Source organism: Paenibacillus sp. N119s (assembly GCF_059447605.1).
Map to the genome: position 1 here is coordinate 18,472 of NZ_JCAJRU010000027.1, position 11,719 is coordinate 30,190.

The following is an 11,719-nucleotide window of genomic DNA, read 5'->3' on the forward strand; positions in this document are numbered from 1 at the left end:
TTCTCATTTACGTATGAATATATTGAAGATTTCATTGGCGGCCTCATCAACAGACATGGCGTCGTTCATCATTTCGTCCAAGAGTCTGCCGCACAATTGATCATCAAAATCTACATTGCTTTCATTTTGCGGCAGTAATGCATAGGCTTTTAATTGATCCTTACTTACAGATGTCCAATAATGCTCTTTAGCAAATGGATAGGTTGGCAGGCTGATACGGCGAGGTACCTTCCCCGTATAAAGTTTTTCCCAATCCAGATTTAGCCCTTTGGCCCATAGCTCCAGAAGCTTTGTATATTTTCTCTTGGAAATCCAATGTTCAATTAGTTGTTGCAGGTCTTCGTCCCCCGTAAAAATGGACAACGCTTCTTTGTTGCGTTTTACCTGACCTCTATACAGGTTGAGCATTTGGTGGCGTCCGTCCACGAATTCCTTTAATTTCTCCTCAAGATCTGTAATTGAATTCACCAGCATGGCTATACGCTCCTCCATCGGTTCGCGTCCCACCTGGAGCGTATAGGCAATATCCAATAGGCTGGCAGAGGATAGCTGACCCTGAAGAGCCTCAAGCAGTTGGTGCCCTTTTTCCTTAAGCTGTTCCTCACTCTTGGCTGATAGCACGATCATGGCAGGTCCCTGAGAATCAGGTTCGATTCCTGACGGCTCCTGAACCTCGGGAATGTACTCTTCAATCACAATATGAGCGTTGGCCCCACCTGCACCGAAAGACGATATTCCAGCCCGTCTCGGATACTCCTGAGCGATTCCATCCGTTGTAATTATCGGTCTCTTCCACTCTTCTAGGCTCTGCTGAACGACAAAAGGAGTATTGTTGAAATGAATTTCAGGATTTAACTTCCTAGAATGTAAGGACGGCACTAACTGGCGATGCTTAAGCTGCAGCAATATTTTAGTTACTCCTGCAATGCCTGCTGCGCTCTCGGTGTGACCAATATTGGATTTGACCGACCCTATGGCGCAGAATTGCTTGTCTTGTGTGAATTTCTCAAAAGCCCTAGTTAATCCGGCAATTTCAATAGGATCTCCCAAAGCCGTGCCCGTTCCATGGGCTTCAATATAACTGATGGTTCTTGCATCAACATTCGAACGTCGAAGCGCATCCTCAATCAGCTGGGATTGAGCTTGAGGGCTAGGCACGGTATAACCACTGGTTTTACCTGAGGCATTGAGCATGCTCCCTTTGATGACACCATAAATATGGTCACCATCTTCAATAGCCTTTTCCAGCGGCTTTAACACGATGGCGCCGACGCCCTCCCCATCAACGAAACCATCCGCTTGATCTCCGAATGATTTGCATTCGCCAGTTTTCGAAAGCATGGTCATTGCTGACAGCTTAATATAGTGGATTGGGTCTACGATCAAATTGACCCCTCCGACAATAGCGCACTCACTGATACCGCTATACAGACTTTCCAAAGCCAGATGGATAGCTGTCAATGAGGAAGAACAAGCCGTATCGATGGTCATACTTGGACCTTGGAAATCCAAATGATAGGATATCCGATTGGAAATGGAATTGTATTGAGGCCCCAAACCGTAATTTCCATTCATTACGCCCGCAAATACGCCCACTTTTCGACTCGCACAAAGATTGGCAGGGGTATATCCGGCATCCTCTATACTTGCGTATGCGGCTTCCAGAAAGAGCCGTTCCTGCGGGTCCATAGTTTCGGCTTCTGCAGGAGAAATTTTGAAAAATAGCGGATCAAATAAATCGATTCCATCGATAAAACCGCCTGATTTGGTATAGATGGTACCTCGTTTTCCTTTTTCTTCGTCAAAGTAGGTCTTCCAATCCCAACGGTCTTTCGGAATTTCAGTGATGCAGTTTTTGCCTTCTTTCAGGTTGTTCCAATATTCCTCCACATTACGAGCTCCTGGATAACGTCCTGACAAGCCCACAATCGCAATTTCGCTGATAGTAGAAGAATGCTCCGTCGGCGTTTTAGCTTTGCTGACAGACGGCTTAAAGAAGCGTCCTTCCCGTGCAAACCTCATTGGGGCAATATCGATTACCTGTGGAACGGGGACCTCTTCCACTCTGGAAGTTTCTTCGCTCATCTCGGTCTCCTCCATACCTACCAGCTTCTTTAACGAATCTTTTTGCGTTTGAAGCAGGTACGTAACCAGATCATCTATGGTGTTGTACTCAAAAAACAGGGTGCTGGCAAAATCCTCGATGACCTCACGCAAAACATTGGTGATTTGCACAACTAATATCGAATCGATCCCATACTCTTCCAGGGCAACTGTCGAGTCGATGCTACCCGGTTCCATTTTTAGCGTCTCACCCAGTAAATTTTTAAAGTAAGCCGTGCTTTTGTTGCGCAGCACATTTTCTGATTCTGCCTGTACCGCCTCTTTTTTGGGCTGAGCTAGATGTTTCACTGATTCCACTTCAATGGTCCTATTCTCTATCAATATGGATTTCCGTTTTGATTGTCGCTTTTGCCGAACCAAACCGTCACTATGGGCTGCAACGATCTGCTGGCCCCAATCATGCGCCTCCTGCGCCGGGAAAAACGCTGTGTGAAAGCCTTCTTTGGCCAAAACGCTTTTCCACACGTGAGGATACAGTCCAGGGCAGCCGGGAATACGCAATTCCGAATCCTCATACGCCCACCAGCCATCCAGCAATCCGAAGGTAAGATGGGTAAACACGCTACTGCCCATGAGTTCATTTAATAGAAGCAGGCCGTTGCTTTTCATAACCGCTTTCGCATTGCGTAATGCCTGGCGAATATCTTTCGCCGTATGAAGTACATTGGCAGCAATGACAATATCATATTTCCCCGCATCAATACCTTGTCCAGCAATAGGTTCTTCCACATTAAATATTCGATAGCTGAGATACGGATTTTCTGGCCCGTACTCTTTTTCCGCATGCATTAAAAAGGCCTTCGAAATATCGGTATAACAATATTCCTGAATGTGTTTGCGATATGGTCGTAATTTGAGGAATACGGTGTTACTGGTTCCTCCGGTGCCCGCTCCGATTTCGAGAATTCTAATTTCTGTAGCGGAGTTGGTCATCATTCTCTGCTGAACATAGGCCGCGACCGTATCGGAAAGAACTTCATTAAAATAGTCGGCGACCAGGCTGTTCTTATAAATCCCTTCCACCAGCTCCATAGAGGAATTAGGGAACATAATTTCTGTCGCAGGACATTTGCCAGTGATAATTTCAGGCAAAGCCTGCAGCGTTGTCTCAGCCAAATGTACCCTTGCTCGCATCTGCGGATATTTCAGCCATGTATGCTTGTGCTCTTCCCATTCCTGCCAGACATCCTCTCTATAAGTCGAGCTGGAATCGTTTCCACCTGAAAAGGCATCATTCATCCGTGCCAGAATTTTCACGCTCTCTCCTAGCCATTTGCCATATAACTCAGGCAGTTGATGCTTATGTTTAAACTCGTCGACAGATTGACGATCTGTCCCTGACAGCCCCATGGACAAAAGCTGCTCCTGCAGTAGCTTGCCCAGAAGGAGTTCCAATTCCCTTTCCTGCAAGCTACCAGCATCCTCTGCCGCATATTCCTCGGCAAACCGGGCTTTTGATTTGATTACTGCAGCAATATTTTCTTGTATATCCTGAAGATCCGTATTGTGTGGGTACAGGTCAATGACTTCTGCCGGATTAGTCCCTTCCAACTCCAAATGCTTTGTTGTTTTCATCAGTCCCATTTGATCCAGTGGTGAAGCAAGCAACGTCTCAAGGGCCTCCATTCCCTCTTGAGGCTCAATAAGTCCGACGCCGATCTGCGCTAGTCTTGAGTAATTTTCTACCTCTTGCTGCCTGTCTGGGAAAGCATTGTTCTCGTCGTTTCCCCAGTATCCCCAGTTCATGACTTTCACCGGACAATGCCATTCTTGTGAAAGCCGCCGTGCAAATGCATCCTTAAATGTACATCCAGCAGCATAGCTACTTTGCCCCGGATTTTTGACATAGGCAATAATAGAAGAGAAAAACAACACAAAATCCAGCGGTTCATTTTGGAAAACCTGAGCCATGCGTACACTGACATCGACCTTTGCCGAAAGTCCGGACCGAAGCCCTTCCTCAGTCAAGTCTTCCAATCCCTTCTCCAAAAAAGCAATAGCAGAATGGACTACGCCGTTGATCTTGGAGTAACGCTGCTTTATCTCCTCATATGCCCCCTGCAGCGACCTTTCATCTGCTGCATCTGCCGTAATATAGCATGGAACAGGCCCGAGGCCTTTAAATTCGTCCAATTTAGCTTGAATGGATGCACCCTTTGACCTTCTGCCTATCCACACCATCTGGGCCTGATAGGTCGAGGCCATATACTTGCTCCATGCCACTCCGATGTTGCCTGCACCACCGATAACCACATAGACGCCTCCGGTTTTGTACAGCGTCTCTCCTTTTGGGTCTGGAGTCTGCTTAAACGGGATTAACTGCTGGCGATACCACTGCCCGCCTCTAAATACCCACATCCGTCCCTGGCGGTCTGAAGGCAGCGTAAATAGTTCAGATAACGGCCAGTCATAGTCAGATTGCAGGTCTATGATACGAATTTTCCAGTTTGGATATTCTTTGGCCATCGTGCCTACCAACCCATGTAAACTTGCGTGAGCCGGGTGGACTGTATCTTCCTGATCGATCAACTGAGCCTGAGTGGTTATAGTTGTCCAGCCTAGCTTTTTCGTTCCATACCCTAGCAGGAGCAGCGCCTTGACCATTCTAAAGAAGAGCAAGACTCCTGCCTCCTGCTCCTCAATCAAGGATTCAGCAGTGACCGATTCGACAGACATAGTAGGTGCAATCCATAAAATATGGTCAACGGCTCCATATTCTTCAACCTTTGAAGCAACCGTTTCGATGGAATCCTGCGCCTGAAGCTCCAAAAAATGCGCCTTCGGATAATATTCCAGGATAGCCTGTCTAACTTTATCCGTACCACCAACAATGACCATTCGGTCTGTTGAAGATGGGAAAGCTGATTCTTTTCTAAGCGCAACGGGGTCCCATTTGGGGATGAGCATGACAGCTCCTGCAAGCGGGTCGGCAGCATGATCTCCTGTGACTGCGCCTTGGGCATGCTCAGAGCGAAAATCTCCGTCCAGCGCTCGGGTGGATAATCCTGTTATTCTGACACATACGCTCCCTTCCTCATCACACAAGTCAATATTAAGCTTCTGTACCTTGTTCTCTTTCTGGCTACCCTCGCTATATTGAATCAACGACCACATGGTTGAGGTGCATCCCCCATGGATTTCGATCTCTTGAAGAGCGAATGGCATGTGAGCCGTATCCTGTGCTGTGCTGCCTGGCATCCCTCCATCTTGGCCCATGATCAATCCAATGGATGCATGCAAGGCTGCATCCATTAAGCTAGGGTGAAGAACAAAGCTGTCAGCCGAATCGGAGAGCATGGAGGGCAATGCCAGCTTGGCCAGTACCATGCCCGGACGTGTGTACACTTTCTCCACACATCTGAAGGCTGGGCCGTAATCCATTCCGATTTTTCGGAAGATATCGTAGCAGCGCGCCCCCTCATATCCGTGTGGATCAAATTCTGCCTGTAATGCCTCTAGATTAAGCATCGGGGTTTGTTCCACATTCAACAGCACTGCATTGCCCTGGCTGTGCACGGTATGTCCGCTATCGCCTCCTTCTTGCTTACTGTATACTTCAAAGCTGATTTTTCCGTCGTCTTCCAGGAATAGTCCGGTGTGTACTGACAATGGCCGATCTCCCACAACAATTGGCCGAATCCAGTTTACATTTTTCAACCGGATTCCTGTTACGCAGTTGTCCTCATCTCCTGTAGAACGTTCCACAGCCGCCCGTATCATCTCAAGATAAGCGACACCTGGGAGAACCCGCTGGCCTTTTACCATATGATCTTTGAGGAAAAACTCCTCGCCAGTAAACGTTGAGCTGAACCGCTGCTTCAAGAAGTTTGAAGTGTTGTGATGCAATAAAGGTGACAAAAATGAGGACTGACCTAGAGCAGTTGTTGTGCCATCGTTCTTCACCTGATTTACAGGCACCCAATAGCTTTCTCTGGCGAAAGGATAGGTTGGCAAACTAATTCTGCGAGGCTTTACTTCCCCATACAGCCTGTTCCAGTCTAACAACAGTCCCGTCACCCAGAGCTCGGCGAGCTTTCCATATTTACCCTTGCTCACCCATGCATCCACCATTTTAGCCATATCCTCATCAATTTCCTGGGTGACCAAACCTCCTTTGTTGCGCTTTACCTGCCCTCTATACAATTCCTCTATACCTACCTTTTCCAGCAGGAAGCTGTCCAATTTCCAATCCAGCTCTTGGATGGATGTGGCGATGATCGCCAGCCGTTCTTCCATTGCTTCTCGTCCGATCTGCAGCGTGTAGGCGATATCTGCGATACCTATATGCAGGTCGTCCAGCTCTCTAATGGCTGATAGTAATCTTTGCGCCTGCTCGTTCAGCCTGTCCTTGTTCTTGGCCGATAGCACGATCATGGCAGGATTAAGAGACGCAGGAGCAGCTTGCAGCTGAGCAGTCTCTGCTGGAATGTATTCTTCGATTATCATATGCGCGTTAGATCCGCCTGCCCCGAAGGCTGAGACCCCTGCCATCCTTGGGTACTCCTTGATTTCACCATCTATAGATAAGACAGGTCTTTTCCATTCCTCTAATTCCTGCTGAACTTTAAACGGACTATCACTAAAATCGATATTGGGATTTAACTTGCTTGAATGCAGCGAAGGCACCAATTGTTGATGTTTTAACTGCAACAGCACCTTTGTCACCGCGGCAATACCAGCTGCGCTCTCACAATGTCCGATATTAGACTTGGCAGACCCAATTGAACAGAACTGCTTGTCTCTGGTATAATCCCGGAATACTTTTTGTAAGCCTGCAATCTCAATTGGGTCACCCAGTGGAGTTCCTGTCCCATGCGCCTCTATATAGCTAATGGCTCTAGGGTGGATTCCCGCCTCCTGAATGGCCTGCCCAATCACGCTGGCCTGTGCGTTAGGGTTGGGTACGGTATATCCATTGGTTTTTCCTCCATGATTCACCGCAGTACCTTTTATAACGCCATATATCTGGTCTCCGTCTGCTATAGCTTTGGCCAGTGGCTTGAGCAGCAAAGATCCGACTCCTTCTCCTGGCACATAGCCGTCACCTTGTCCAAAGCTTTCACACCGCCCATTGCTTGATGCAAAGCTTCCCTGTCCAAGCAATAGATATTTGTTAGGGTGAACAGAGACGTTGACTCCCCCGGCAACCGCCAGTTCACATTCTCCATGCTGCAGTCCGTGACAAGCCATATGAATTGCTGTCAGTGACGAAGAGCACATCGTATCCACAGCGATACTTGGTCCTTGAAAATTGCAATAATACGATACGCGGTTGGCAATCGCCGAGGCATTTCCGAGAAGTCCAAGCATATTCCCTTTAGCTTGTTCCTGAGCTCCATAAAGCTGATATTCGTGATACATCACTCCGACATAAACGCCAACATTGCCTTCCATGCCGCCAAGTCCTCGGTCTGAACAAAGCGTTTCCCGCGTATAGCCTGCATCCTCTATGGTTTCATACACGCATTCCAGGAATAGACGCTCCTGAGGGTCCATCGTTTCCGCTTCTCTTGGCGAAATGTTGAAAAACAGCGGGTCAAACAAGTCCACCCCATCAATGAACCCTCCCCACTTGCTGTAGGTTTTCCCAGGCTTCCCTCTGGTTTCATTAAAGTACAGACTGTGGTCCCAGCGTTCCTTAGGAATCTCAGTAATGCAGTCCTTCCCATCCCTTAGATTTTTCCAGAACTCGTCGGTATCTGCCGCCCCCGGATATCTTCCCGATACTCCGATAATGGCAATGTCCAAGCCTTTCTTTTCCTGACGGGACTGCATCTCTATTGAGAGAGGCCATGTACGTCTGCGACCCGCAGCTATCGAAGGCAAAGGTTCTAGTGCTGCTTTTGCAGGCATGTTCGCCACTTTATGAGAAGATGTATTCTTCTCCTCTTTTAAAATGTCCTCTAGCCGGCCGCGATGCGATTCAAGAAAATATCCTGTTAATGAGCGGAGATTATGGTATTCAAAAAATAATGTTTTCGGCAGAGAGCCAAACGTTTTCTCCAATTCATTCGTGAGCTGCATGACCAGTATGGAATCAATCCCATACCTGTCCATAGGTGCATTTACATTTATACTTTCAACCGGCAGCTTGATTACAGCCGATAGTATTGTTTTCAGATAGTCTTCAGCTTTTTCCCTTAGCCATTCTTCATCGATAAGCGGAGCTCTCCTGTCTTCCATGCCAAAACGGTCTAAAGTCTCTGTTCCCGAAGGCTGTCCAAGAATGGCCGCCTTAATCGTTTGAGGATATCCTTCAATAACCATGACCTGACTTTTACCCGAAGCCAAGCTTTTATACAAAGCTTTTATTCCATTCTCCGTTTGCATGGCGACCATGCCCAGACTTTGCATCGCCTTTTCTGTTTCCTCATCGACATGCATGCCCCCATCCTTCCATAGCGGCCAGTTGATCGACAGCGTGTGCCCTTGGCGCTGCTGGTCTGCCACCAAAGCATTTCGGTAAGAAGCATAGGCATCCATAAAACCATTGGCAGCAGAGTAGTCAACCTGCCCTACATTGCCAAGACTCCCGGCGCCGGAAGAAAACAGAACAAAGAAATCCAGAGGCAAGGAACTGCTCGCCTGGTCCAAATGGATTAATCCTGAGACTTTGGGAGTCAGCACTTCTCTAACTTCTTCGATCGTCTTCTTGATAATGAAGTTATCCCGGATCACTCCTGCAGTGTGCAAAATACCATTAAGACCGCCAAATTGCCCGACAATGTCATCAATTAACCCGGTGACCGATTCTTTTTGACCCACGTCCACCTGTCTGTACTCTATATGGCCATCCAGCGCCAGCGCTACCAATCCGCTTAACAAGGTCTGCTTATCCGCCGACAGAGGTGATCGTCCTGCCAGTACGACGGTGGAGTTTTTCACATTACACACAATGTCTCTGGCAAAAATCAGTCCCAGACCGCCTAGACCGCCAGTAATGAGATAGGTCCCACCATCTTTCCATGGCCGGACTGCATCTTCACGCAAGGTTTCAATTTCTTGCCACTTTAAAGCCTGTCGTTTGTCGCCATGATAGCGTATCCGTTCACCATATTGGTCGCTTCGGTTCTCTTGTAATTTTGCAATAATCCCCTCAGTGTTAGTCTTTGCATCAAACTCTAGCAGTTGACCCTTAATATTTGGATTTTCTTTTTGGGCGGATTGCAGCATGGCAAAAATCCCGGAATACATCTGTTGATCATTTCGGGCAGGGATTGCAATTTGCAGCAAAATTTTGGGTTTGTGTATGTCCAGCATCATAGTTTGCAATTCTTCAAATATCTGAATAGTGTAGTCTTCAAACCGCGCATCCAAATCAGTACCCGAGGACTGTAAAACAATGCAGCGTGTACCGTCCATACGGGCTTCAATATCCTCCACGGCGATACCTCCAAATTCACACAAAACCACTGTATGCCGTGTATCGTCGAACGCGTTTTTTCCTGCGTGGACTGCCTTTTCCACCCAGACCGGCTCCAGCATGAGTGTGCCCACATTCTCAACGAAGACTGCCTGTTCTTCCAGCTCTCTAGATGAAAGTCCTTTGAGCTGCACACAAATTTTCCCGGTCTCGTCGCAGAGATCGATATGTACCGTGCTCCATCCATTTAGTGTCTCCTCACTCGCATGTCTGGAAATCCGGGCCCACATCACAGAAGTGCATTTTTCGAATATTTCCATTTCCTGCAAAGCAAAGGGTACTGAAAGCTTGCCCTCAGGCACATGCTCTTCCCGATCCATCACTAAGCCAATTGTGGCCTGCAAGGCTGAATCCATCATAGCCGGATGTAACACAAATTCGCTTTGGGTATGAGATACATCAGATGGAAGAGACAGCTTTGCAAGCACATAATCCTCTCCCCGAAAGATAGTCTCAATCCCCCGGTGTCCTGATCCATAGTCTATTCCTATGGCTCTGAAAGCTTCATAGCATTGGTCTGAAGATAGTGAACTGCGGGTACATCCAGCCCGTAAGACGTTGAGGTCCAGATACTGCGGATCATTTGTTCTCTCCAAAATAGCTATCCCCTGGCTGTGTATTATACCTGCGGCGTCTTCTTCTACCCCGCTGTATATTTCAAACGCAATCGCTCCATCGTCCTGAGGAAATAGGCTGGTGTGTACCCTAATCGGTTTGTTGGCTACAACAACCGGCTGAGCCCATACTACATTTTTTAGTCGAATATAGGTGTAGGTCTCACCCTCCATAACATCCCCCGCCGCTGCTTCTACAGCCGCCCGCACCATTTCAAGGTAAGCTACCCCGGGTAATGTCGGTTGGCCCATGACTCGGTGATCCGCCAGGAAAAATTCCCGGCCTGTAAAGATGGAGGCGTAGCGCTGCCCAAAGAGATCGGAAGTATTTTGATGCAGCAAAGGGTGAATTTGGGAGGTCATCGCCAAGTTTATATTTTCCTGTCCCATGTCAATCTCAGACAACCAATAGCGTTCCCTTTCGAAGGGGTAGGTCGGCAGACTGATTCGCTGGGGCTTAATGGCTCCATAAAGCGCGTCCCATTCAATATTTGCGCCACTGGCCCATAATTTGACCACTTTATCAAGCCTTTTATTCTGAAGCCAGGTCCGAACGAGAGGCACGGTATCTTTGTCCGACTCAAAAAGCTCGATTTTGTCTCTAGCATCGTCCACTTGTCCGGTTAACACCTTGTCCGACGAGTTTCCATTTACAAAATGCTCTAGTTCATCGATCAGATTTTCTCTTGAATCTGTCAAAAACGTGAGTCGCCAGTTCATGGCTTCCCTACCTACTTGGAGGGTATACGTCAGATCCGACAGATTGACACTTTCGTGCAATTTGACAAAGTCTATCATATCGGCTGCATAGGATTTCAGAGCTTGTTCGCTTTTTGCGGACAGTACAAATAGAACTGGGTTATCTTGATTCACGGAGTCCAGCTTTACCTCAGAGGTTACGGGCACATATTCTTCAATAACCATATGGGCATTAGTACCGCTAAAGCCGAAAGCACTTACGCTTGCACGCCGGGGTGTCCCCGGTTTGGACTCCCACTTTTGTAGCCCGGTGTTAATGTAAAACGGGCCTTCCTCCAAAGAGATATGTTCATTTAAGGATTCAAAATTAATGGTTGGCGGCAATTGCCGATGTTTCATGGCGAGGAGCACTTTTATTACGCCGGCCACCCCGGCCGCAGTCAGCATATGGCCCATATTGCTTTTCAGCGATCCCAGCGCGCAATAGCCCTTTTTGCTCGTATAGGAACGGAAAGCTTCGGTAAGCCCTTCCACTTCGATAGGATCGCCCAGTTTGGTGCCTGTACCATGAGCCTCTACCATAGAAATCGTTTCAGGATGAATATTAAACCGCCGGTAAACCTCTCTTTCAAGTGAAATCTGTGAATTTACACTTGGAGCGGTGATGCCGTTGGTTTTCCCATCCTGATTCATTCCCCATCCGCGGATAACTCCATAGATGGAGTCTTTGTCCCTGATAGCATCTGAGAGCCGTTTTAATAAAATGACGCCGACCCCTTCTCCGGGGACAAATCCGTTTGCACGGGCATCAAAAGTAAAGCAGCGTCCGTCTTTGGATAGCATTCCTGCTTTGCTGGTC

At 47.7% G+C, this 11,719-nt stretch carries 1 protein-coding gene; it reads right to left on the reverse strand.

Features of this window, described 5'->3' with window-relative positions; translation table 11 throughout:
* Positions 1-3: 3 nt before the first annotated feature.
* Positions 4-11,719, reverse strand: an 11,716-nt coding sequence (locus tag AC5V8P_RS05710; protein ID WP_495473573.1) for an SDR family NAD(P)-dependent oxidoreductase, incomplete at its 5' end; no start/stop codon positions are given.